A 22,706-nucleotide genomic window follows, 5' to 3' on the forward strand; every position below is an offset into this window, starting at 1 on the left:
AAAAATCCGTGATGCGCAAGAAAAATGCGCCTATAAGTTGAATTTCAGGCGGCATTTTGCCAACCCCAAAATACCTATGGACAGCGTTCATTTTTTGTAACAGATAGCCACTGTTCGAAACTCAAAATAGGAAAAACCTAAAATGAACAACGTGTTGAAAATTTCAGCAGCTATCGCATTCGCTACAATCGCAACAACTGCATCTGCTGAGTGCACGGAAGCATCCATCCAAGAAAAGACAATGGAAATTTCAACCGGCATGCAAGCTATGGCTGCAACAAACCCAGAAATGATGATGGAAATTTCAACTGAGCTTCAGACTGCTATTGCAGCTGCTGCCGAAGCAGACGACATCGAAGCCGTTTGCACTTCACTTGATGAAATTTCTGCAAAAATGGACAGCTAAGCCTGTCTTGGATTTGCCCCGACTTTGTATCGGGGCAAATCTATTTTAGTTTTCTTTGCGGTCATCCACGACGCCTAGCGCCGCAACACCAGAATTCCCTAAATCAACCGTTGCGAACGGCCCACCGATGCACAGGTTCGCAAGGTCCTTGTTATCAAGCGGCGGCGTATCGGCCAGAATCTCTTTGGCAAAGACCTCGGCGTTGTCTTTCGGGCGATATCCCAAATGCGCGGCTTTGCTGTTATCAACAACGACGCGGTCGTTGTTGGAAATTCCCCAAACCTTCGTGAAGCCCACAACTGGTGAATCGATGGATCGTTCGACCAGATGGATCAAATCATCATAGGAAAGCCACGTCCCAAGCGACCGCGCGTTATTTGCCTGCGCGCATGAGAAAATCCGCATACAGACCGATTCCACGCCGCGCTTGTCCCAGTACAGGCTCGCTAGGTCCTCGCAAAAACACTTTGCCAACCCGTAGTAAGTGTCCGGCTTATGCGGCGCATCTAGATCGATCACGTCGGTTTTCAAATGCATCCCCACCGCATGCACAGAGCTTGCGTAGACAACACGGCGCACGCCTTGGCGGTAGGCGGCCTCCCAAACATTATAGGCCCCGATGATGTTAGAATGCAGGATATCGTCCCACGCGGCCTCATCGCCGATGGCGCCAAAATGCACGACCATATCCGCCCCTTCAAGCATTGCCTCAAGCGCGGCCAGATCGCCAAGATCAGCTTGCACATAGGTTTCGCCGGGCAATGTGTTGCCAATATCCGCAGCAAGATCGGTCGACACCAATTCATCGCACATCTTTGTTAGCGGTTCACGCAAGTATGACCCCAAACGGCCTGCAGCCCCGGTCAAAACAAGTTTCTTCATGTGTTTTCCTTATTGGTAGATTTGCGCATCTGCGCCATCAGACTATCGGTTGATTTTGCCAGCACACCGATATCAGTGGCACAGGCAACAAATGTGAACCCATCATTAAGCAGATCAGCCGCGAACGCCGGTTCAGTGACTAACGTACCAACAGGCACGCCCAAATCCATTAGTTTGCGCGCAGCAGGCTTGATCCGCGCCCAGACATCCGAGTGCAACGGCTGGCCCAGCAGCCCCATATCAGCCGAAATATCCGCAGGCCCAAAAAACACGCCATCAACACCATCGACAGTGCCAATCTCGACCGCTTGATCAAGTGCAGCGCAGGTTTCGATTTGCAAGATAACGCAGGTTTGCGCCGCGACGTCTTCATAATAGTCTGTGACGCGTCCAAACCGATTGCCCCGTGCAATCCCAGCCACGCCACGGATACCGTGCGGCGGGTAACGGGTTGCGGCCACAGCGGCGCGGGCTTCATCGACGGTTTGGATCATTGGGAACAAGATACCTTCCGGCCCCAGATCAAGCAGCCGTTTAACGATCACCGGATCATTGACCGGCGTGCGCACAATTGCAGTCGCGTGGTAGGGTGCGATGGCCTGCAACTGCCCCAACACATCTTGCATATCGCCCGGCGTATGTTCAAGATCAACGACCAGCCAGTCAAAGCCAGCTCCGGCCACAACTTCGGTGGAATAGGCATTGGCAAGACTAATCCAACAACCGACCTGCTTTTCACCCGCTTGCATCGCGGAAAGAAACTTGTTGGTTTGCATTTTCATATCACGGCCTTTTCTTCAAAACGGATGCCGCTGGCGATGCGGTCAAAACTAAACGGGGTCAAATCCAGACTAGAATATGCACCTGCGGTTATCCACTCTGCTACGCCGCGCCCCATTGCAGGGCTTTGCTGGAACCCATGTCCTGAAAATCCATTCACGAAGATAAAGTTTATGACTTCGGGATGCGGCCCAACAATCGCATTCTGATCAAAGACGTTATAGGCGTAATGCCCCGCCCAAGAGTTGCGCAATTTAATCGCTTCAAACTGTGGGATACGCGTCGCGAGGATCGGCCAGACCTTTTCTTCCCACAGGCTGTGATCTTGCACGAAATCATCATGATCTACGGCCGGATCGTCATCGGGCGGGCAGCCAGCAAGATAATATGTCCCTTCGGAACGCATATGCACGCCCGATGGATCAATCGTCAGCGGCAGGTCACTATCCAGCGGCTTTTCTGCCTCGAATATATAAGTATACCGTTTGCGCGGCTCTACCGGGATATCAACACCCGCCATCTTTGCAGTCAGGGCCGCGCGCGGGCCACTGGCGTTGACCACCGTGCCGCAGTTGATCACCTCGCCGGATTTGAGCGTGACGCTTTCAACGCGCGTACCGCTTGCGTCTTTTGTCATCGCGACGACTTCGTTTGTCACATATTCCACGCCGCGTTCACGTGCTGATCGTTTCCACCAATCAAACAGCGTGTTTCCGTCAAAATACCCTTCGTCGATCAGATTGTGGTTGCCTGCGACAATATCATCAAGCTGGTAGAACGGATAAGCCGCCGCAATTTCATCGCGGGTCATATGCTTTGTGCCTGCGCCACAGGCTTCTTGTAGTTTTTGGTTCTCACGTAGGGTCATGGCAAAGCCAGCGTTATCGGCCAGATACATATAGCCATAGCTTTGTAGCGCGACGGTCGGCACACGTGGGTCATTGCCCATATAGGCTCGGAAGTTTTTGACGAAGTCAGCCGCAAATTGCGAAATACGCACATTAATTTCTTGGCTAAACTGCTGGCGCATGCAGGAATTCGTGTGCGAGGTTGACGTGAATTCATAGGTCGGATCGCGTTCCACCACGAGGATCGACCCGTCAAAGCCGGGATTATCCGTCAAGAACCACGCAACCGATGAACCAAGCATCGCGCCGCCAACGATCACGACATCATAGCTGGTTTTCGCAGGTGTCTGCGTCATGCACTCTCCCCCTTTGCAACAGCATCCAAAATATCAGCAACGCTTTGCGCGCTCAGCCCATAATCATCCATCGCTGCTTGCGCTGAAATATAGCCACGCGCCAGATCACGTTTGACCAGATCAGGGTCGCGAGCTGCCGCGTCACCATAGCCTGCACCGCCTGGCAGACCAAGGATCACCCGCGCGCCATCTGGCACAAACTGTTTCCCCTTACCTTGCATGGCGGCACCATCATCGCGCGCAATTGTCGTGGCCGCGCCGCTGGCCCCGCCTTGGCGGCCACGCGCCGGGTGGTGGACCCGGTCAAACATCGCGGAAAAATCAAATTCATGCCCGCTGCGTGCCCCGACCTCCATATATTGGCCCAAGCCGCCGCGATATTGCCCCGCGCCACCGCTGTCAGGGCGTAATTCTTTGCGCCAGATAATGACGGGGCCGGTGTGTTCTGTGGCCTCGATCGGCATTGTCATCACACCCGACGGGAACGCAGTCGCATTTAACCCATCGACACGTGGGCGCGCACCTGCCCCACCTGAATTAAAGGCCAGAACTTCGGCGCGTGTACCCTCTTGCCCTGCTGCGGGGCGCACACTGACCTGAAAATTGCATAAACATCCGGCCCCCTCGGCAGGCACGGTGGCGGGCAAAATTTGATCAAGCGCATCATAAACCGTATCGGGGATCATATGCCCAATGATATGACGCAGCGCCACGGGGGCCGGATGCACCGCATTGACGATACTGTTAACTGGGGCCACGACCTCAAACGGGGCTAAGGAGGCCGCGTTATTAGGAATCTCAGGTGCAACCGCGCATTTCAGCGCATAGCACGCATAGGCTTTTGTATAGACCAGCGGCACGTTGATCCCTTTTTTATCAAGCCCCGATGTCCCTGCGAAATCGCAAACCATCCGATCTTTTTCGATGGTCAGCTTGACCCGCAAATCAATCGGCGTATCAAAGCCATCAATCGTCATGCCGCCATCCGCGCTGGCCTGTGGCAGAGCCGCGATTTTTTCGAGCGTTGCACGGCGCGAGTTGTCCAAAATAAACGCGCCGATCCCGTCCAAATCAACAAGTGCAAATTCGTCCATCATTTCGGCAAGCCGCCGCTGACCGATCTCATTGCAGGTGGCCAACGCGTACAGATCACCAATCAGTTGATCAGGTTCACGCACATTGCCGCGCAGCATATGGATCAAGGTTTGATCCACCGCGCCGCGATCCGCAAATTTCATGATCGGGATATAGATGCCCTCTTCGTAGACGCTGGCTGCATCCGCGCCGAACCCACGCCCGCCGATATCGACGACATGGGCGGTGCAGGCAAAGAAACCCACGTGGTTTCCATTGTGAAACGATGGGGTGACGACCGTAATGTCGTGCAGGTGTCCGGTACCTTCCCACGGATCGTTGGTGATATAGACATCACCTTCGCAGATATTCTCACTCCCGATGCGCCGGATGAAATGTGCGACTGCATCAGCCATCGCGTTCACGTGACCGGGCGTGCCTGTCACGGCTTGGGCCAGCATCAATCCATCTGCGTTATAGACGCCTGCCGAAAGATCGCCAGCTTCGCGGACCGACGTTGAAAACGCGGTGCGCACCAACGCTTGCGCTTGTTCTTCGACGATAGAGATCAAGCGGTTCCACATGACTTGGTTGGCGACGTTGCTCATGCTTTCACCTCATTGATGTCAATTGTGCCGTCCGTGCGCGCCGTGGCTTGGCGGCTGCTTGGGACGACAATCGTTGTTTCGTCCTCGGTGATCAGTGCTGGGCCGGGAATAGTCGCCCCTGGTGCCAGATCGGCGCGTGCGATCACCGCCGCATCCACGACCTTGCTCAGTGCAGGGTCAAATAGTCTGCGCGACGCTGTGGACTGCGCATGCGTCTGTTCTGCGGTGTCCGCCAACGCGTCAACCTGCGCGGCTTCCGTCGTTGCATTTACCGCCCAAACTGTGATCTCAATATCCATCCCGGCAACTGTGCGCCCGAACAATGCTGCATAATCCGCTTCAAACAAGGCTTGGAAAGTCTCCGTATCTGGGGCTATCGCTTGCGCACGGGTTAAGCTAATCGGGATTTCCCAGCCCTGTCCGGTATAGCGCATATAGACTTTATATTCGGCATGAATTTCAGCGGAAGCATCGCAGGTACGCACAAACCCCGTCGCCTCGGTCTCCATATCCGAAAGCAACGCTTTCACGGTCGAGGGCGCGAAATCTGACAGTTTCATATAGACACTGCGGGTTGCTTCAAAACTAAATGGCGCGCGCAAGAACCCGATGGCTGATCCGACCCCGGCACCGGTCGGCACCAAAAGCCGCTGCACGCCCAGCTTTTCGCACAAACGCCCCGCATGCAACGGGGCCGCGCCGCCAAAGGCGATCATCGTGTAATCGGCAAGGTCTTCGCCATTTTCAACCGCATGCACACGCGCGGCGTTGGCCATGTTTTCATCGACCACTTCGGCCAACCCATGGGCGGCGGTCAGCGCATCCATATCGAGCGGCGCACCCAAATCAGATAGGGCTGTCGCAGCGGCATCCATGTGCAATGGAATAGACCCGCCCGCGAAATTATCAGGGTCCAGCTTGCCCAATGTCAGGTCAGCATCCGTGACCGCAGGACGCTGTCCGCCACGCCCATAACAGGCAGGGCCGGGTTCAGATCCGGCGCTTTCCGGGCCGACACGGATTTGGCGCATTGCATCTACATGCGCCAGACTGCCCCCCCCTGCCCCAATTTCCACCATATCGATCACAGGGATCGAAATCGGCATGCCTGATCCTTTTTTGAATCGATACGTGCGGGCAACTTCAAACACGCGTGCGGTTTTGGGCGTCTGGTCTTTGATCAGGCAAATTTTGGCAGTTGTACCGCCCATATCAAATGACAATACTTTATCGAGATTATACCGCGCGGCAATGTTCGCAGCAAACACTGCACCACCAGCGGGCCCGGATTCCACCAAACGCACAGGGAACTCTGCTGCACTTTCGAGACTGATGATCCCGCCGCCCGAATGCATCAAAAAGATCGGACATGCGGTGCCTTCCTCCGCAAGGCGCCCTTTGAGCCGCCCCAGATAGGATTTCATCAGCGGTTTAATATAGGCATTGGCGACCGTCGTGTTGAACCGCTCATATTCGCGCATCTGGGGGGAGACCTCGGATGAAATAGAAACCATCACATCCGGCAGTTTTTGCGCAAACACGTCGCGGATCATCTGTTCATGGGCGTCATTCAGATAGGCATGGATCAAGCCAACGGCGATGCTGTCAAATCCCATCGGTGCGATCTGATCAGCAAGAGCTTCGACATCCGCGCGTTCCAACGCAATCAACACCCGCCCTTGCGCATCCATCCGTTCAGACAAGGTAAACCGATGCTGGCGCGGCAACAGCGGTTCGGGCAATTGCAAGTTCAGATCATATTGCTCAAACCGGCTTTCGGTACGCATCTCAATCACATCGCGAAAGCCTTCGGTGGTGATCAACGCGGTCTTAGCCCCGCGCCGTTCAATCAGCGCATTTGTCGCCAAAGTGGTGCCGTGAATAATCTGCGAAATCGCCCCTGGCGTGATACCCGCCTTGGCGCAAACCTGATGCATCCCATCGATAATCGCGTTTTCAGGGGCCGCGTATGTGGTCAGCACTTTGGTCGAAAACTGATCACTGCCAATCTCTAGCACGACATCGGTAAATGTGCCGCCGATATCGACGCCTAGCCTGATATTATGTTGCATAAACGACGGGTCCCAAACTGTTGTCTGAGAGAATGCTAGCCGCAACGATAGATCATCACAAATTGTTTAATACGATCACAAGGATAGCATTTTTTTATCATACGCTTGCGCAATTCCCGCTGCGATTGCGGCGCATTGGGCAACGACACCGGGTGCCTTTTCGGCATCAAACCGGGCATAAAAATCTAACGGCGTCGGTGCCCAATCATAGGTCATTCTTTGCAGTGCTCCGCACGCGATTTCGGCGGCCACCATCGCCGCCGGGAGCGTCGCAATGCCCATCCCATCCAGTGTCATATGCAAACAAGCCGCTAGATTACTGGAAGGCACCAAATGCACATTCAAATCTCTCCGCTGCGCGAAATGTGCGGCAACCTGATCAAAAAGGCGGGTATTGCGCGCATGTGTCAGGATCGGGTGGCGCGCCAAATCCTCCATAGATGCTGGACCTGTCACGGCAACATCGGGTGCCGCAACCCAGACCATGTCATAGGAACCAAGCGGGGTTTCACCGCTGGAAAGCCGTTGGAACGGCCTGTTTTGCACGGTCAAATCTAGTGTCCGTTCTTCGAGGCCACGTTCAAGGTTGGCGGAAAGATCCACTGTCAATTCGACCGATAGATTCGGGTAGGTCTCTTTGAGCGCACGCAAATAGTCGCGCAACCACGTATGCACGATCATTTCAGTCACCCCAAGCCGCAACGTCCCTGACACCAGTTGCTTTTGATCGGCAGCCACAATCATCGCATCCGCCGCGTCCATAACACGCCGTGCATGTGCCAACAGATCGCGCCCCTTATCCGTAAGATGCACAGATCCTGCGTCGCGCGTCATCAATTGCGTGTTCAGCACAGTTTCAAGCCGCGCAATACGCGCCGAGATATTCGGCTGCGTGGTATTCAGCCGGTCCGCCGCCCGTCGAAAGCTTTGCATATCTGCGACCCATATGAAGGCTTCAAGTTGTTTGAGGTTCAAGCGCATCCGCAACCGATCATTATTTAGTGGGCATCACGAAACACCGCATCTTGGTGCAACATGGCCCCAAACAGCGGATGTGTCACCGCTAAAGAAAACCGGAAACACCCGTCACCCAAATCATGATGCCCGACCACCACTTTGCCGGGGCTCAAAGCGCGCGGTAAGCGCAGCCTGCGCCCCGCAATCTGCAGAAAGAAGTGGTCGCTTTTGAACAACAACGCATCATCAGTGGCTTCCACCTGCAAGGCCATCCCAACCCCATAGCCGATGTATTCCTCTAGACCGGTCACCCCGGCAAACCGCTTTGAGCTGTATACAACTTGCGGAAATCCATGCGCACGGCCGTATTGGCGCACCCAAAACTGCCCGTCGCTTGCCCCGTCTTCGGTCACAACAACCACAGCGGGCTGGTGCAAGCTGCTGCGGTCAAACGGAAACGGCGCGCCAATGATGCGGGCCGCCTGTGCCAAAAGCCATCCTGCCGGGTTCATCCGCATCGCGGTGACGACACCCTGATAGGCCACGCTTTGCCCCGCGCACAGTCGCTTACCAAAGCGTTTACGGATAGCCACGGGCAACCGCGCCCACGCGCCAACGCCCAAAAGGCTGCGAAATCGAAGATCGGTAGTTTGCGGATCAATGCAGATTGGGGTTTGCTTTACCTCAGGCGCAATATGGATCGATGACATGATGCTTCCTTCCAAATCTTCAAAAGAGATCAGCGGGCTATTTCCGTTTCCCGCCAGCAAATTTCAGTAACTTAATGACCCTATCGCCAAGACCGACCAACCGGATAAGCTGCGCCTTGGGGACATCACGCATTTGGTCATACCACTGCGTGGTATTGTCTAAAAATCCTTGCATTTCTGTCAGGCGTTGCAAAACTTCGGGCGCGATAGATTGATCGTCTCGCGCAAGCTCAACACATTCCGCGATGGCTGACATCGCAGGATCAATTTCGCGTTCACGTCGGCCTTGGGCAATACGCAAGGCCATTTCCCAAACGTCGGCCTCAGCCACAAAATATTCACGACGATCCCCTGCGATTGGCACCCGTCGGATCAGCCGCCACGCGACCAATTCTTTGAGCGAATTCGACACATTAGAACGGGCAATTCCCAGGCGGTCGGAAATTTGTTCCGCATTCATGGGTGCGACCGCCAAAAACAAAAGCGCGTGCACCTGCGCAACAGAGCGATTAACGCCCCACTGCCCCCCCATATCACCCCAATACAGAATAAACTGATCAATGGCCTGCGGGCTTTTTATATCTGTAATTTCTGTCATAACAGAAATATAGGAAATCATCGAAGCAATTGCAAGCCTATTCAGGCGCGGCAAGCAAGGCGGGTGACATCGGCTCCACAGGCGCATAACTTTCACGGGCGGCGACGGAAGACCCTTGTCCGCGCGCACAAAGGGTAAGCTTGATGGAGACGCACCGTGAACCGGCCCCATAAACTCACCATCGCCACCGCCGTTTGCTTATCCCGCGGATAATTTGGATAAAAAGGACGGTTTGGGCTGGTGCATCGACACGTTGGGGCGCGGTTCCGCTACCGGCCTTCAAGCCCATCCCTGCAAACCGCAAGGGAGAACGTGCATTCTCATTTGATCTCGCGGCTGGCACAAAGCAAAGGCGGCTATATGGCCTCATTGACTACTCGGGTTGAAAACGCCCTTGTTTTTACCTCGATGATGAGGGCAAGTACGCCTGAGAACTCCCCGACGATTACGCTACTGACAGCCACTACCGCATCAAGATCGGCCCGCTCCTAGGGGGTATCGGACACCGGCAATTCCTTTGATCGTTGGACTTGGCTTACCGACAAAACTCAGGACTATGCCAACTGGGCTCAAAACCTTGATGATAGCGCGACCAAACGGGATCCGCGCGACAATACCCAACCCAATGGCGGCGGCAATCAAAACGTCGTGGGCCCTGGTGGGATGAACACCCCGGCGCCAATTTGGGGCGATTATTGGGACACAGTTGCGCAATAGGGTGAACGCGGCAAGCCCTCTGGCGACAACGTGGGTTTCATCATCGAATACGACGAGATGCCGCAATCGCTTTGCCCTAGAAAAACAAGTGCGGCCAAGCATATCTCCCCCATTCTGGCAGGTCACTACCCCCCTATTCGCGCGGCCCAAACGCGCGATATGGACATGACAATCCATACGATTATTTGCGAAACCCTCAGTCCCAAGACTATTTCACAGCCAAGGTTTTTTTGGCCTTGTTTCTCAGGTTTCACGCACTTATACGCGTCGGCGGAGACGTGGCCGAGTGGTCGAAGGCGCTCCCCTGCTAAGGGAGTAGGCGGGAAACCGTCTCGAGGGTTCGAATCCCTTCGTCTCCGCCACCATACACTTCCAGAAACTTCATGTTGTACCAAAACAAGGGCTTAGGCCCTTTTTTCTTGCATTTACCACCATAAGGCGGCACGGTTAGTGGTGGGTAGAATGACCACGCCACGACCGGGGATGTTGATAGAGACCACGCCACCGTCAAAGATCGGCTCTAAGCCTGCATCCATCAGCGCTTGTGGGAAGTCAGGCGATTGCCAAGCGGTCATTGCGGCATCATTGTCCAGAGGGGTCCATGCGGCGGCGTCTGCTTGCTGTGCGATCTGTTGGAAGGCAGCGGTGGAACCTGTCTTCATCAACTCAGTGACAGCCTTCGCAAACCCTGCACGGTCAGCGTTATAGGCTTGTTCCAACTCGCCTTCCGACCTCAATTGCCATGCGAGATGGATCAAGTCACGTGTCTTTACAGAGCCCTTGGCGCGCTCTGGCTGAAAGCTATGGCGCACACCTCACCTATTTCACCATTCGCACCAGTGCTCGACTAAACTATTCTGGGTGTTTCTATTGCCCAATAAGCGGACGCGGTCTTCGTAGGTGGTTCTTAGTCGTTGGCCCCTTTTGTTTTGTTTTTAGCTCCTTTTTTCCTCGGCGTGCTGTCCGCCCCGATAGAGAGAGACGACAGGAATTCCCGGTTGGGTCATGAGTTGTTCAAGATTTAACAACGAGGTTTCCCAATATGTATCGACACGTACGAACCGTCATTTCAACGACGGTATTTTTTCAACTTTTGGCATGTGGAACCGGGGTTTCGAGCGAAACCGCCGCCCTTTACGAACGCTTGAACGGGATTTTTGTCAGCGACGGGTACGGCTACGTTGTCGACCTGCGCGGCGACACACGAGACGTCTATCATTTGTCCGGTGGTACTTGCGTCTTTGATGCTGACACCAGCGCAGGCATTCAACATGTGCTTGGCCCGGATGATGTTGTCGAAGCAACCGATGGCCAAAGCTTTGCGTATGGCGATGCCTATGAGACTCACAAAATAGTATTTCTTCGAATTCCCGCGCTCCCAGCGTCCTGTGCGACGCCATTGCCGGACACGCCGCACGGGAATTTTGAAGCCTTCGCTGCCGCCTTTAGTGCGCATTATGCGTTCTTTGAACTTTATGGTGTGAACTGGCCGCAACAGGTCGCCGCCGCTCGGTCAGAAGTGACTTCGTCCATGACAGATGAAGACCTCTTTGCGCTATTTTCTGACATGGTCGCTCCGATCATGGATAGCCACCTATCGTTGGAAGCCGAGATCAACGGTAGCGCGTTCAGTATCGACCCAGTCACGACCGAGCTTGGTCGCGGGGCTATCCGGTTGGCTGATGAAAGTAACACCCCAAAGCAAGAAATCGTGCTGGCGGCACTTGATCGGTATTGGAACGAAGGCGTGGCCGAAGACATCTTGGCGGGCCAAGGGCGCGAGACGGCTGGCGGTAAATTACAGTACGGTCTGATTGATAGTAAGATCGGTTATATCAATGTGTTGATGCTGATGGGCTACACCAGCGATGCGTTCTTTCCAGACACCAATACGATGAATGACGCCGAGGAGCATCAGCGGGTCAACGCAATCTTAGACGAGATCATGATTAGCTTCGCAGAGGCGGAGGTGAACGCTGTGATCATTGACGCCAGCCTCAATTTTGGCGGGAGCGACTATATGGGGCGTGAAATTGCGGCCCGGTTTGCCGACCGGCAGCGGCTTGCCTACACCAAGGCGGCATTTGACGCGGCAGGTGCACCCGAAACATCCGTATATATTGTTCCCACAGATCGCCCGTCATTTGATGGCCCGGTTTATCTGATGACAACGGATTCGACCGTCAGCGCAGGCGAAACCATGACGATGGCGCTGCGCGCACTGCCCAACGTTACGCATGTTGGACAGCCAACCAACGGGTCCTTTTCAGATGTGTTGAACAAGACCTTGCCGAACGGTTGGTCGCTGACCTTATCAAACGAAATTTATCGCGATCACGCAGGTATCTTGTGGGAAGGTCGCGGAATCACGCCCGACATTCCCTTGGATATTTTCAACGAAACCACCCTCGTCAACAGCCATCCTGCCGCTGTCGCGACCCTTGTCGCCCATATCCAATCTCAACTGAACAAATGACGAAAGACCAGAAGACAATGAAACTGATCAAAACTTCACTGCTTTTCGGAGCCATTCTTACAACCCCAGCCTGGGCTGAAGGGACATTCACATTAGGTGCATTTACCAGCAACGACGCGAGCGTTTATTCCGACCATGACGACTGGAGCCTTGTGCCTTATGTGGCATACGACACCGAGCACTTTCACGTTGGGTTTGATGGGGTGGCGTATCATCTCATGAACACAGAACAGACGACACTGTCCGTTGGGGCAAGTACAAATTACGGCGACATTTTTGATCAAGACATCGCATTCTTCGACGGATTAGATCGCGAGGCTGATTTGCAGATCGAACTTACAGTGGATCATGATTTTGGAGGGTTCTTTGTCGAAGGAGAGGTCGCCGTTGACGTGTCGGTCGCAAAAAGCGGGCACTTTGCGACCGTTGCTGCTGGGTATGCGACAGATCTCTCGTTCGCATCATTGTCCGTGAAAGGCGGGGTGACTTACACGTCCGAAGAGCATAACCAATATTACTACGGCGTCACCACGGATGAAGTCACCGCCGGCCGCTCCGTGTATCTAGCTGATGACGCATTTTTACCATTTATCGCGGTTGAGGCCCTTGTCCCGGTTTCCGACAATGTAACCTTTGTGGCACAGGTTGAGTTTATAGATTTGGAAGATGTGAAAGACAGCCCGTTGCTGGATGCTGACACCAACGCCACTGCGCTGTTAGGTATCGCGTATCAATTTTAAAAAAACATGCGTGCGCAGGGCATTTCTTGCCCTGCGCTTCGTGAGACCGGAACAAACATGCCATTCGCCGCTCTTATTATGATCATTCACAGCACGCTTGCTGGCTTGTGCCTATTTTGTGCAAACCTGCTGTTGCTCCGCCGTAGGGATGAAGGCGTTTACGTGCCTTTGGCCCTACTATTCTTGTTTCAAGGGCTTAGCTTCTTACCCGATTTGATAGCCGATGCTATCTATGGGCCTGACGCGCAGACAGCGTGGCAAATCTACCTCAACGTGTTGATTAGCCCACTTGATTTGGCAAGCCCTTTACTGTTCTGGCTATATGTACGTGCTTTGACCAGCGAAGGACCGGTCATGCCGGTATCCTGTAAGTTTTGGCATGCCGGCCCCATCATTGCGGCTTCGCTCTGTATCACGCCCGTGGTTGCCATACCTGCAGATATATTGAACGGGATTACCCCGCCGCCGACAGAACTGATGCCACATATCCGGTTGATCACACAGCTCTTGCTGGTTGCGGATATGATATTTATGGCAATTGTTACCGTCTATATCACCCTGACTATTCGTAGGCTGCAGCGTTACCGAAAAAGGCTGCGGGACATATTTGCGAGCACCGAGAACCGAGAGTTGACGTGGATTTGGCTCATTACCATCAGTACAGGCATCTACTTATTGGTAGGTTTTATTGATACACTGTCCGACAGTCTGGGTTGGAGCGCGGAAGTAACGCAAACTCCCATCTTCCAAGTGCTTGCTGAGTTAATTATTCTGGTGTTGATGTGGACTATTGGGGTCTGGGGGCTGCGCCAACGCCCAGGCTTACGTTCTCCATCGGTTGAACCTGTGTTAGAGCAGATCAGTCCCGAATTATCCAAATATAAACATTCAGCACTGGATGACGAAAGAGCAAAGCGTATCGCAGCAAAGATTGAAACCGCGATGCAAGCAGATTTGCTGTACCGCGACCCAAATCTGTCGCTTTGGGATTTATCAAAACATATATCGGTTACCGCCCATTACGTCTCACAGACATTGAACACGCAGTTGGGCCGTAGCTTTTTTGACTACGTTAACTATTGGCGGATCAAAGAAGCTGTCAAGCGGCTGACCACGACCAAAGAAACAACTCTTGTGATCGCTCTGGACGTTGGCTTCAATTCGCGCTCGTCATTCTACAAGGCCTTCAAACGCGAGACCGGAAAAACCCCGCGAGACATCCGAGAAAAGTGATACCACTCGCCGGGTCGCCTCATATTGGTCCCACAATATGTAAAATGCGTTTGGTCAGACAACATCTGTCTTGGCTGTGAAGACGGTATATTTTACTATATTTTGTAGATTTTCTGATGGCCAGCGCATCCCCTATGCTCATTGATGATTATCACGAACGGCGCTGTCCATTTTCAATTTCTTTTATGGCTGTGTAATCGGCTTTAAAAATAGTTGACAGTTATAGTCAGTTAATGTCTACGCTCGGCCAAGCATAACATCAGCTATGCTAAATTTAGGAGAGACCCATGAATGTCAGAACACTGACGCGGGGTCTTTGCTCCGCTACCGCAGCTATGACGCTTACTTTCGCGTCAGCCACGTTCGCCACCGCAGAGACAATTACCGTCACCGATATCGCAGGCCGCGTTGTCGAAGTTGAACACGACCCATCCCATGTCGTAATTGGTGAAGGGCGCATGATCTATTCGATCGCGTTGCTTGACCAAGAAAACCCATTCCAACGTGTCGTTGGTTGGAAAGACGATATGGTTAACTATGACCCTGATGCGTATCGTAAGTATCTAGAGGTTTTCCCGGAAATCGCGGATTTGCCTAGCTTTGGTAGCCCGTACAACGATGAATGGAACCTTGAAGCTGTTATTTCGCTGGGGACAGAAGTAGTCTTGATGAACCTTGGGAACCTTCTGAAGGCCCAAGAAAGCGGAATTATTGAAAAGCTCGAAGAAGCTGGAATTGCGACCGTTTTTGTCGATTTTCGCCAAGACCCTACACAAAATACAGTGCCTAGCCTGCAACTGTTAGGGCGTATCTTTGACCGTCGCGACGAAGCGGATGCTTTTGGTGATTATTACCAAGAGCAGATGAAACTTATCTATTCACGCGTGCAAGAAATCCCTGTCGAAGATCGTCCTATTGTCTTTATCGAACGTGCTGCGGGCTATAATCCTGCGGAATGCTGCAGCACATTTGGTGCCGCCAACCTTGGCCGTTTGGTTGATCTGTCCGGTGGCCGGAACTGGGGGTCTGCGAAAACGCCGGGGTTCTCGGCATCTGTGAGCCTCGAGGCCATCTTCTCTGATGATCCAGACGTGATCATCGGTACCGGCGCAAACTGGGCCGAAGCCAACCCGGCAACCACGGCCGTTCTGTTCGGGTACGAAGCGGACGCCGCGATGGTAGAAGAACGCCTTGCCGCACTTGCAGCACGTGACGGTTGGCCAGAACTGTCGGCGGTTAAAAACGGGCGTTTCCATTCCGTCTATCACCAGTTCTACAACAGCCCTTACCACTTTGTTGCGATGCAAGCTTTTGCGAAATGGCTGCACCCAGAGCTGTTCGAAGATGTCGATCCAGATGCAACAATGGCAGAGCTTCACGACAGGTTCCTGCCCATCGACTATTCGGGTGTCTTCTGGGGAACGCTTGAGTCTGACGATTGATTTGACTTTACTAAGCGGCCCTGCTTGATGCGGGGCCGTCATCGCTGTTGAAGGGCTCTGAATTCATGACAATAGATGTAGATGCAACCGACATGCGGCGGGCATATGCGGCGCAGCTCATGCGCCGGTACGCTATGATCGCGCTGGTTGGCGGGCTGTTGGGCCTTAGCTTTTTCTTGGATGTGGCCACAGGCCCCGGAAAATATAGCCTATCGGTCGTGTTTGATGTTCTTACTGACCCGTTGTCGCATGGGGTCCGGTTAAAAGTGATCGTTTGGGATTACCGTTTGCCAGTCGCCATCACGGCCGTCTTGGTCGGTGCGTTACTGGCCGTTGCGGGGGCGCAAATGCAAACGATTTTGAATAACCCGCTGGCGGAGCCTTTCACACTGGGTGTGTCCGCAGCCGCTAGTTTTGGGGCTTCCTTGGCCATTGTGATGGGCATTAGCGTCATTCCGGCGGTTGGCCCACTGTTGGTCACGGTGAACGCCTTTATGTTTGCGTTGTTGACCTGTGGTTTTATCTTGTTTGCGACCCGCCTCAAAGGGGTTGGGTCCGAAACGATGATTTTATTTGGGATCGCGATTTTCTTCACGTTCTCTGCGCTTTTGGCACTGATGCAATATATGGCATCAGAAGACGAAATCGCGCGGATCGTATTTTGGATGATGGGATCTCTTAGTCGCGCAAGCTGGGAAAAAATCGCGCTTGGGGCGCTATTGCTGGCCGTCGCTATTCCGTTCAGCCTGTTGCGTACCTGGCCAATGACGGCGCTGCGCATGGGCGAAGCGACCGCCGAAAGCATGGGCGTCGATGTCGGGCGCTTACGCGTCGAGATGTTGATTTGTATTTCGCTGCTAGCGGCAACCGCAGTGTCCTTTGTCGGAACAGTTGGATTTGTTGGCCTTGTAGGACCGCATATCGCGCGGATGCTTGTGGGTGAAGATCAACGTTTCTTTGTTCCCCTGTCGGCCATTGTCGGAGCGTTGGTGTTGTCGCTGACATCTTTGATTTCAAAATCAATTACACCGGGAATTATTTACCCAATCGGCATCATCACATCGTTGATCGGCGTCCCGGTCTTTATCTCGATCATTTTAAGCACGCGGCGGGAGAGACTATCATGACCCTCAGCATTGAAAACCTCAAGGCAGGATATGGAAACACCCAAGTGCTCCATGATGTTTCGGTCCCGAACATCGAAGGCGGCGCCTTTGTCGGGTTAATCGGGCCAAACGCATCTGGGAAATCCACGCTATTTAAAACCCTCGCTGGATTGGTAACGCCAACAGCCGGACTTATCAGGATTGGCGAAGATGATGTAACGCAATTACGGCGCAAGGATCGCGCGCGCCGGGTTGCCTACATGCCGCAGGCGTTTGGGTGCAACGCCTTGTTGACTGTCTTTGAGAGCGTCTTGCTGGCGTTAAAACAAACGACGGGCTGGCGAGTTGATGATGAGAATCTTGATCGCGTATCATATACGTTGAACGCACTAAAATTGTCGCATCTTGCAAACCGTGGCGTGTCAGACCTCAGCGGAGGTCAGGCCCAGATGGTCGCGGTTGCGCAAACAATTGTACGTTCACCCGAGGTTATTTTGTTAGATGAGCCTACAAGTGCGTTGGACCTTCACCACCAACTATCAATCATGACGTCGATCCGTAACGAAATGGACAAAAAGAAGCCGGTTGTCGTGGCTGCCCTGCATGATCTAAATCTTGCTGCCAAATTTTGCGATAGATTGGTGCTGTTACGGGATGGGGTAATCCTCGCTGACGGTAAGCCTGAGAACATTCTAGCCCTTTCCGAAATTGGTGAAACCTACCGCGTTCATACTGAACTAGAGCATACGAAACGCGGCGCACTATACGTGGACGCACGACTGTCTGCGTGATTCAGTTAAGACATGCTGCAAGGTCTTCATAGGAGAAGCAGCGCTGCAGCGTCACTACACATGATCAACGACGGCTTTGGGCTGTTACTTCGTGGGCAATTTTTGTTCATCTCCTGATAGCGGACTTTAGCTGCACTACAGAAAAACGGCAAAGTGGCTCATACCTGCCATTAGCCGCTTTGCAGCATCATGGCGGATCTGATGAGATAGCATCGTCATGGACGGCCCATTGCGGAACTTGGCCGTCACTGCGCTATGCTGCAGTGCGGCCCGTCAGACCGGTCATTCGCGGCAGCCGCGAAGCCAGATTCACACAACACGGACATGTCCGTCATTCGCCCATTTTCCGACAATTTCTGAAGCCAGCCCAAAAGAGACTTTGAATGGACCTATCGGCCACCATGGGCGTTGCGGGTCAGGGTCCGCATGAAATGCAAAGACTGCCGAAAGTCCAGGCTGCCTTTCTTAGGTGTCGCTCTCATCAAGCCACTTTTGAAAGAAGGCTCTATCCCTCCCAGTTGGTCGTCCAACGGATGGCAAGCGTTTCGCGGCTCGAGCTGTCATCGAAAAAATCTGCATTGGACATACTGTCGTAGATGACAGTCAGGTTACTGCCGTTGTCAAACCTATAGCCAATACCAAATGCCGCTCGAAATTGTAGGGGCCCATCAAGATCAGCGCCGTCACCTTGTCTGTAAAAACCAGGCATCAGCGAGGTTTCGACGAACAATGGGGTGTCGTAAACGTATTGGCTGCTCCATTTACCGCCGATCCCGAACCACGCAGCCCCATCGGTTGTGAGCGAAAGACCATAAGTGGGGCGAAAGGGACCGCGTCGACGATGGCTGTCGTAGCCAAGGTAGAACTCATTCGCACTCTGAAATTCATCAGATTGCAGTTGTCCTAACTGATAAAATATTTGTGGTTCTTGCTTTTCGGTATAAAGGCAACCGTTGGGGCAATCATTCAACGTCATATCGGTCAAACTCGTCAGCAGCCAGATCAGACCAAGTGTACCGTCCATGATGTCATCCTATTTTTTGTGGCCCGTTGGAGCCTCCCGAAAGATGTACTAGGGCTAGATAACACTAAGGCGCATATCTGCCTGCAACAGCGCAGCAAAACAAAATGCCTTGAGTAATCTCCCAAAAAAACGGTTTTTGACCTATCAACTTACATCTTGCGTGGCCGCAACATAACGGCAGGGTACAGCGCATCAGAAATCGCCACAATGGGCACTTTTCCTCGTGGTTAATGTATGCGGTGCCCCGAGGCTGACAACGCCTCGGCAGCCGAGGCAGATTGAAATCCACCACACACGATAGCTCCCCATTCACATGCTGCGAGCGGGTCGAGGGTCGGCAATTCTTATCACTGGCACAACACCGGATCAGCCTTATCGGTGTGAACACTAGGCGGTCCGAACGCCATAGACTGGTCCGAGCTTGCTATTTTGCAGTAACCGCCTTTAGCGCGCCGCTACCGCTCAGGCACCACGCAGCATGCGCTACTTTGGGCTATTTGTGGACCTCGGAGGCCTTGCAGCATCTGATCTGTTGGTTCTTCTATCTTGGATGAGGACGGCCCAAAGCGGACATTGCATGCACGCTGCATGCCGCAGCGCAACTCCCCGGCAGCCGACATTACCGAATGAGCGCAGCATTTTGATACGCCCGAGATTCGCTATGCGGGACTTAATTGCTGTCAGTCCCGCATTGGTGGATGGCCGCTTTTATAGGCTCAGTGGTTTTTTGCTAAAATCTCTCCTTTCCGATTGATGCAGCAATACCGATCGTTGCGGTAGTCATCATGGCTGAGTGTAACGCGAGCGAGACCGCACGAGAAGTCAGATGCGCCATAGAATTCACGCGGTATGACAACTGCCCCAGTTTTGTCGATAAATCCGGTTTTGTCATCCTGGAGGATCGTGGTAAGGCCTTCGTAGAAATAACCCATGCGTTTCTCTGGAGGAAATATTCTGGGCTTTCGGTCATCGCCCAACATGTAATCCCCGTAGGCACCCTCCAGTAGTTGGCGGTTTTGAACCTAACCTTCTTTATGAAGGCAATAGCCTGAATCGTGATTGTTTGTTTCAACAAGTTCAGAAACTTCGTCCGTTGAATCGGCGAACAAGTTGAAAACCGTAGGGCTCGCGATGCCAATGCTAGCAGGGATGTCAACGGAACGCAGTGAGCTGGAGCCCGGAGCAACATTCTGAATATCCATTAGAACTGAAATGATTGGTGCGTTGTGAGGCTTGAACCCGATGTGCATTTTAAAGGGCCCAGTATTTGCAAAGCCGTTGTTCACAATACGAAACACGATCTCATCGGATGGTTCGTAATTATTGAAATTGCAATACCCGGTTCCGGGAAGGCCTTCTATCGCACCCTCCGTCTGTGCGGGAATGACTGTCAGGTCAGCTGTTGCGACATCCAATACTATATTGGGTTGCTGTCGTTCTTGTGCATTTAGATTGCCCGCAACAAAAACAGTGCCAAGGGTCATCATCGAAAATAATACGTTCAGTTTCATCGCAGGTCTCCTTTTTAGTGTCTGCGATGATATGTCGTAACGCTGGGCCAAAGGTTCAATTATTTTTTGAGTGTTTGGATTTGCGACCAGCTAATCCTTATTGAAGGCGCTCGAAAAGCTAGTTGGCGCAGTGCTTGATCTCGATCTGTCGTCTTCCGCGCCGTCCCGTATAATTGCATACTGATCATGTATGAATACTTGTTTTTTCCGTATGTGAATGTGCCTAACTAGCTCAGAGTAAGGCTGCCCGATTATTGGGTGGTGCCCACGGAAAAAAAGGAATTTTAATATGCTCAAACGATCAATATTGGCATCTTCACTTTGCATTTGTGCAACATCGTCAATGGCTGGTGGCCTCGCGGATCCAATCATCCCGGCGCCCATTGCACCACCAGTTGCTGCGACCATCCCGCTTGATTGGTACGCAGGTATTCAGCTCGGTGCTGCAACTGGGTCTTTTGATCCTGGCGAGGCGCAAACAGCCTTTCGCGAAACAGATGCGAGTGGCCAGCTTTATGGTGTTCATGCTGGGGTACAACGCAGCTTTGGTGCAATCACCGCCGGGGTCGAAGTAGATTACAACGTCGGAGAGTTCGCAAACGAAGAGATAACCGGCGCAAATACAGCGGACTCTTTCATTGATGAATTAGCTCACCTGAAGTTGCGTGCTGGAACAAAAATTGGTGGTGCCTTTGTTTACGGCACTGGTGGAATCGCCTATGCTTCAGGTCAAATTGAAAACCTCGGCCCGGTTGTTGATGTAAGCGATACAGCCGCGTTTTTCGGTCTTGGTGCCGATATGATGGTCTCTGATAGCATTTCTATTGGTGGCGAAGTTTTGGTCCATGACTTCGAAAATATGGACGAAACTGACGTTGATGTCGCATTTACGACCGCGCAATTACGAATGTCCTACCACTTCTAATAAAATGCACCTTTGCCTCAATGGCAAAGGTGTCATACCCTATGCATAGACAGTTAAGAGTGAGCGATGAACTGGGATGACCTCAAAATCGTGCTTGCGATTGCGCGCAATGGAACACAATCGGCGGCTGCATCTGTACTGACTGTGGATCAATCGACCATCGCGCGTCGTTTAACTGCGATCGAAACAAGTCTCAACGTTGCGCTTTTTGTGCGTTCAAAGTCGGGGTTTATGCCAACCCAAGCCGGTGAACAGGTCATACAACGCGCGGCAGCAGTTGAAACCCATATTCAATGGCTTGAAGATGAGGCGCAATCGGCAGAAAAGGATCTGCACGGTCCTGTAACTATCGTTGGAAATCACTGGACTTTGTCACAAATTATTCGTTCTGGTGTCGTAGATTTACTCTCAAAAAATCAAGGCCTTGAGTTGCGATTTGTCGCAAGCAGCAACCATTGGTCTTTGACGCAAGGCCATCCAGAAATTGCGTTGTGGTTCGAAATCGACCCAAAAGACGGAGAGTTTGCGGCCCCGGTTGGTCAAGTCCCATACGCTACGTATGTCCGCGAAGATCTTAACCCAGATACAGCACAGTGGGTGTCTTTTATGGACCCACGCGCGCAGCGCGCGCCAAACCGTTGGCTTGCAAAGCTGCAATCGCCAAGAGCAGATGTTCGATTGACTGGGAACGACGCAGGCTTGGTTTTGGCTGCGATCCAATCGGGCGTCGGCAAAGGGTTATTGCCTTGCTGCATTGCCGAGCATATGCCCAATCTTAAACGGATTACGTCGACCTTTCCGCCACTTATTCGTTGCTTGCATGTTCATGCAAACACAGGAACCGTTAAGACGCGACGCATCCAACAGGTCATTACAATGTTGCGTGATACAATACCTACTGCATTCGCTGACCCAACATCCAATTTAATAAAATAGCATCGAGGATTTCTCCATTTAACTGGCGCCTCCAAAACTCGTCCAAATTTGTGTAAAGTCCGCCCATACTGACCCGTTACCGCTGCGAGCCCGTGGCCATCTTCCGATTTTAGAGTAATCTCAAATGTGTGTGGAGTACCACACGTCTTGAGAAGGGGGCTGCTGTAGCGCTTGAGGCGCTGCGCGGTGACAAGACGGTGCAGGAGATCGCAGCCAAGCGCCGGGTCGATTGGTTTAACAACCGCCGCCTGCTGGAACCTATCGGGAATATCCCGCCAGCCGAGGCTGAAGCAAACTTCTATGCTGCTCTGGAAAGATCAAACATGGCAGCGTAACTAAGACAAATTAGCCTCCGGCAAACCCGGCGCGGTTCACAATTTTCCGAATGCCAACCTGACATTGGTCTTTTTTTTGCAGCGAACGACTACAAAACCCGCATAGTGAGCGTTATGAGCTGACGCCCGGAATGTTCGTTTTCCTGAGAGGTCGGTTAACCTCTATTTGACCACGCTAA

21 protein-coding genes, 1 tRNA gene and 1 pseudogene are annotated in these 22,706 nt (G+C 52.8%); 11 read left to right on the plus strand and 12 right to left on the minus strand.

Annotated features, from left to right (window positions below; all coding sequences use genetic code 11):
* The first annotated feature begins 142 nt into the window (after nt 1–142).
* Nucleotides 143–406 carry a hypothetical protein gene (locus tag Yoon_RS09040; protein ID WP_238111847.1) on the plus strand — a complete coding sequence of 88 codons (264 nt, stop codon included), beginning with the start codon at nt 143–145 and terminating at the stop codon, nt 404–406.
* A 45-nt stretch (nt 407–451) separates the two neighbouring features.
* On the opposite strand, the gene Yoon_RS09045 is transcribed toward Yoon_RS09040, so the two are convergent.
* From Yoon_RS09045 to Yoon_RS09080, 8 genes are all read right to left on the minus strand, one after another.
* The gene (locus Yoon_RS09045; RefSeq protein WP_238111848.1) at nt 452–1,288 is read right to left on the minus strand and encodes an NAD(P)-dependent oxidoreductase; all 837 of its coding nucleotides are present in this window, start codon (nt 1,286–1,288) and stop codon (nt 452–454) included.
* Entirely contained in the window at nt 1,285–2,070 is a 786-nt protein-coding gene (locus Yoon_RS09050; RefSeq protein WP_238111849.1) for an HpcH/HpaI aldolase/citrate lyase family protein, read from the minus strand. Before Yoon_RS09050 ends, Yoon_RS09045 begins: the two co-directional genes overlap by 4 nt.
* Nucleotides 2,067–3,272 carry an FAD-binding oxidoreductase gene (locus Yoon_RS09055; protein WP_238111850.1) on the minus strand — a complete coding sequence of 402 codons (1,206 nt, stop codon included), beginning with the start codon at nt 3,270–3,272 and terminating at the stop codon, nt 2,067–2,069. Before Yoon_RS09055 ends, Yoon_RS09050 begins: the two co-directional genes overlap by 4 nt.
* On the minus strand, nt 3,269–4,954 hold the full coding sequence (locus Yoon_RS09060; RefSeq protein WP_238111851.1) for a hydantoinase B/oxoprolinase family protein: 1,686 nt from the start codon (nt 4,952–4,954) through the stop codon (nt 3,269–3,271). The genes Yoon_RS09055 and Yoon_RS09060 overlap by 4 nt, the downstream gene beginning before the upstream one ends.
* Nucleotides 4,951–7,026: a hydantoinase/oxoprolinase family protein gene (locus Yoon_RS09065; RefSeq protein WP_238111852.1), complete on the minus strand. Its 2,076-nt coding sequence runs from the start codon at nt 7,024–7,026 to the stop codon at nt 4,951–4,953. The genes Yoon_RS09060 and Yoon_RS09065 overlap by 4 nt, the downstream gene beginning before the upstream one ends.
* Nucleotides 7,027–7,101: 75 nt before the next feature.
* Nucleotides 7,102–8,007 carry a LysR family transcriptional regulator gene (locus Yoon_RS09070; RefSeq protein ID WP_238111853.1) on the minus strand — a complete coding sequence of 302 codons (906 nt, stop codon included), beginning with the start codon at nt 8,005–8,007 and terminating at the stop codon, nt 7,102–7,104.
* A gap of 17 nt (nt 8,008–8,024) precedes the next feature.
* On the minus strand, nt 8,025–8,693 hold the full coding sequence (locus Yoon_RS09075) for a DUF4166 domain-containing protein (protein ID WP_238111854.1): 669 nt from the start codon (nt 8,691–8,693) through the stop codon (nt 8,025–8,027).
* 37 nt (nt 8,694–8,730) lie between these two features.
* On the minus strand, nt 8,731–9,312 hold the full coding sequence (locus tag Yoon_RS09080; protein ID WP_238111855.1) for a GbsR/MarR family transcriptional regulator: 582 nt from the start codon (nt 9,310–9,312) through the stop codon (nt 8,731–8,733).
* Nucleotides 9,313–10,280: 968 nt separating this feature from the next.
* On the opposite strand from Yoon_RS09080, the gene Yoon_RS09085 reads away from it, so the two are divergent.
* Nucleotides 10,281–10,370: transfer RNA gene (locus Yoon_RS09085), tRNA-Ser, on the plus strand.
* Nucleotides 10,371–10,433: 63 nt separating this feature from the next.
* On the opposite strand, the gene Yoon_RS09090 is transcribed toward Yoon_RS09085, so the two are convergent.
* Nucleotides 10,434–10,766, minus strand: a complete 333-nt coding sequence (locus Yoon_RS09090; protein WP_238111856.1) for a hypothetical protein — start codon at nt 10,764–10,766, stop codon at nt 10,434–10,436.
* Nucleotides 10,767–11,050: 284 nt separating this feature from the next.
* Here Yoon_RS09090 and Yoon_RS09095 point away from each other — a divergent pair, with 284 nt between their 5' ends.
* From Yoon_RS09095 to Yoon_RS09120, 6 genes are all read left to right on the plus strand, one after another.
* A complete protein-coding gene (locus Yoon_RS09095; protein ID WP_238111857.1) occupies nt 11,051–12,484 on the plus strand; it encodes a S41 family peptidase in 1,434 nt (477 codons plus the stop codon).
* Between the two features lie 17 nt (nt 12,485–12,501).
* Nucleotides 12,502–13,224 (plus strand): MipA/OmpV family protein, encoded by a 723-nt coding sequence (locus tag Yoon_RS09100; protein ID WP_238111858.1) that lies wholly within the window; start codon nt 12,502–12,504, stop codon nt 13,222–13,224.
* A gap of 57 nt (nt 13,225–13,281) precedes the next feature.
* Complete coding sequence (locus Yoon_RS09105; RefSeq protein ID WP_238111859.1) at nt 13,282–14,457, plus strand: AraC family transcriptional regulator; 1,176 nt, start codon at nt 13,282–13,284, stop codon at nt 14,455–14,457.
* A gap of 287 nt (nt 14,458–14,744) precedes the next feature.
* The gene (locus Yoon_RS09110) at nt 14,745–15,899 is read left to right on the plus strand and encodes an ABC transporter substrate-binding protein (protein WP_238111860.1); all 1,155 of its coding nucleotides are present in this window, start codon (nt 14,745–14,747) and stop codon (nt 15,897–15,899) included.
* Nucleotides 15,900–15,964: 65 nt separating this feature from the next.
* Nucleotides 15,965–17,026, plus strand: coding sequence for an iron ABC transporter permease (locus Yoon_RS09115; protein WP_238111861.1), 1,062 nt, complete (start codon nt 15,965–15,967; stop codon nt 17,024–17,026).
* Entirely contained in the window at nt 17,023–17,796 is a 774-nt protein-coding gene (locus Yoon_RS09120) for an ABC transporter ATP-binding protein (RefSeq protein WP_238111862.1), read from the plus strand. The genes Yoon_RS09115 and Yoon_RS09120 overlap by 4 nt, the downstream gene beginning before the upstream one ends.
* A 505-nt stretch (nt 17,797–18,301) precedes the next feature.
* On the opposite strand, the gene Yoon_RS09125 is transcribed toward Yoon_RS09120, so the two are convergent.
* The 3 genes from Yoon_RS09125 to Yoon_RS09130 form a co-directional block, all read right to left on the minus strand.
* Complete coding sequence (locus Yoon_RS09125) at nt 18,302–18,820, minus strand: acyloxyacyl hydrolase (protein ID WP_238111864.1); 519 nt, start codon at nt 18,818–18,820, stop codon at nt 18,302–18,304.
* Between the two features lie 716 nt (nt 18,821–19,536).
* Complete coding sequence (locus Yoon_RS18015) at nt 19,537–19,800, minus strand: WG repeat-containing protein (RefSeq protein ID WP_370642151.1); 264 nt, start codon at nt 19,798–19,800, stop codon at nt 19,537–19,539.
* Nucleotides 19,801–19,842: 42 nt separating this feature from the next.
* A complete protein-coding gene (locus Yoon_RS09130) occupies nt 19,843–20,331 on the minus strand; it encodes a CARDB domain-containing protein (protein ID WP_238111866.1) in 489 nt (162 codons plus the stop codon).
* 289 nt (nt 20,332–20,620) lie between these two features.
* Between Yoon_RS09130 and Yoon_RS09135 the strand changes: the two genes are divergently transcribed.
* The 3 genes and pseudogenes from Yoon_RS09135 to Yoon_RS18020 all read left to right on the plus strand — a co-directional run.
* Nucleotides 20,621–21,256 (plus strand): outer membrane protein, encoded by a 636-nt coding sequence (locus Yoon_RS09135; protein WP_238111867.1) that lies wholly within the window; start codon nt 20,621–20,623, stop codon nt 21,254–21,256.
* A 66-nt stretch (nt 21,257–21,322) separates the two neighbouring features.
* Nucleotides 21,323–22,192 (plus strand): LysR family transcriptional regulator, encoded by an 870-nt coding sequence (locus Yoon_RS09140; RefSeq protein ID WP_238111868.1) that lies wholly within the window; start codon nt 21,323–21,325, stop codon nt 22,190–22,192.
* Nucleotides 22,193–22,395: 203 nt separating this feature from the next.
* Nucleotides 22,396–22,527 (plus strand): annotated as a pseudogene (locus Yoon_RS18020) (IS3 family transposase); the annotation flags it as partial.
* Nucleotides 22,528–22,706: the final 179 nt, after the last annotated feature.

This window comes from Yoonia sp. I 8.24, from assembly GCF_022096995.1.
In the GTDB taxonomy this organism is placed as follows: domain Bacteria; phylum Pseudomonadota; class Alphaproteobacteria; order Rhodobacterales; family Rhodobacteraceae; genus Yoonia.

Bases quoted from the DNA above. Each gene is read 5' to 3' on its own strand.
- Yoon_RS09140 (WP_238111868.1), top strand. From the start codon at position 21,323: ATGAACTGGGATGACCTCAAAATCGTGCTTGCGATTGCGCGCAATGGA.
- Yoon_RS09065 (WP_238111852.1), bottom strand. From the start codon at position 7,026: ATGCAACATAATATCAGGCTAGGCGTCGATATCGGCGGCACATTTACC.
- Yoon_RS09115 (WP_238111861.1), top strand. From the start codon at position 15,965: ATGACAATAGATGTAGATGCAACCGACATGCGGCGGGCATATGCGGCG.
- Yoon_RS09110 (WP_238111860.1), top strand. From the start codon at position 14,745: ATGAATGTCAGAACACTGACGCGGGGTCTTTGCTCCGCTACCGCAGCT.
- Yoon_RS09075 (WP_238111854.1), bottom strand. From the start codon at position 8,693: ATGTCATCGATCCATATTGCGCCTGAGGTAAAGCAAACCCCAATCTGC.
- Yoon_RS09060 (WP_238111851.1), bottom strand. From the start codon at position 4,954: ATGAGCAACGTCGCCAACCAAGTCATGTGGAACCGCTTGATCTCTATC.
- Yoon_RS09045 (WP_238111848.1), bottom strand. From the start codon at position 1,288: ATGAAGAAACTTGTTTTGACCGGGGCTGCAGGCCGTTTGGGGTCATAC.
- Yoon_RS09100 (WP_238111858.1), top strand. From the start codon at position 12,502: ATGAAACTGATCAAAACTTCACTGCTTTTCGGAGCCATTCTTACAACC.
- Yoon_RS18015 (WP_370642151.1), bottom strand. From the start codon at position 19,800: ATGTTGGGCGATGACCGAAAGCCCAGAATATTTCCTCCAGAGAAACGC.
- Yoon_RS09125 (WP_238111864.1), bottom strand. From the start codon at position 18,820: ATGGACGGTACACTTGGTCTGATCTGGCTGCTGACGAGTTTGACCGAT.
- Yoon_RS09105 (WP_238111859.1), top strand. From the start codon at position 13,282: ATGCCATTCGCCGCTCTTATTATGATCATTCACAGCACGCTTGCTGGC.
- Yoon_RS09080 (WP_238111855.1), bottom strand. From the start codon at position 9,312: ATGATTTCCTATATTTCTGTTATGACAGAAATTACAGATATAAAAAGC.
- Yoon_RS09135 (WP_238111867.1), top strand. From the start codon at position 20,621: ATGCTCAAACGATCAATATTGGCATCTTCACTTTGCATTTGTGCAACA.
- Yoon_RS09130 (WP_238111866.1), bottom strand. From the start codon at position 20,331: ATGAAACTGAACGTATTATTTTCGATGATGACCCTTGGCACTGTTTTT.
- Yoon_RS09095 (WP_238111857.1), top strand. From the start codon at position 11,051: ATGTATCGACACGTACGAACCGTCATTTCAACGACGGTATTTTTTCAA.
- Yoon_RS09070 (WP_238111853.1), bottom strand. From the start codon at position 8,007: ATGCGCTTGAACCTCAAACAACTTGAAGCCTTCATATGGGTCGCAGAT.
- Yoon_RS09120 (WP_238111862.1), top strand. From the start codon at position 17,023: ATGACCCTCAGCATTGAAAACCTCAAGGCAGGATATGGAAACACCCAA.
- Yoon_RS09050 (WP_238111849.1), bottom strand. From the start codon at position 2,070: ATGAAAATGCAAACCAACAAGTTTCTTTCCGCGATGCAAGCGGGTGAA.
- Yoon_RS09055 (WP_238111850.1), bottom strand. From the start codon at position 3,272: ATGACGCAGACACCTGCGAAAACCAGCTATGATGTCGTGATCGTTGGC.
- Yoon_RS09040 (WP_238111847.1), top strand. From the start codon at position 143: ATGAACAACGTGTTGAAAATTTCAGCAGCTATCGCATTCGCTACAATC.